1 pseudogene is annotated in these 252 nt (G+C 52.0%); it reads left to right on the forward strand.

The annotated features are described in order from the left end of the window. Window positions 1–151: 151 nt before the first annotated feature. Window positions 152–252, forward strand: a pseudogene (locus RYX56_RS26725) (IS5/IS1182 family transposase); the annotation flags it as partial.

A 252-nucleotide genomic window follows, 5' to 3' on the forward strand; every position in this document is an offset into this window, starting at 1 on the left:
GGAGACAGTAAAACCGGGCAGGAAACTTTATTAACCATCTAAATATAAGAGCCTGATCCGAAATTAAGTTGAGTGGTGTCAGCGGGTTAGCTTGACGCCATCCCAAGTCGCTGATTCACGGGGTTTTGCAACAAACTTCCGGAGTTCGACGATGTGGACCGACACCACTCGGGCGCAGTATGCCCGTGCACAGCTGACTTTGCCAAGCGATTTGAATGACGCGGAATGGGCCGTGCTGGAGCCGTTTCTTCC

It is taken from the genome of Alkalihalophilus lindianensis, assembly GCF_032843265.1.
GTDB lineage: Bacteria > Bacillota > Bacilli > Bacillales > Bacillaceae_D > Alkalihalophilus > Alkalihalophilus lindianensis.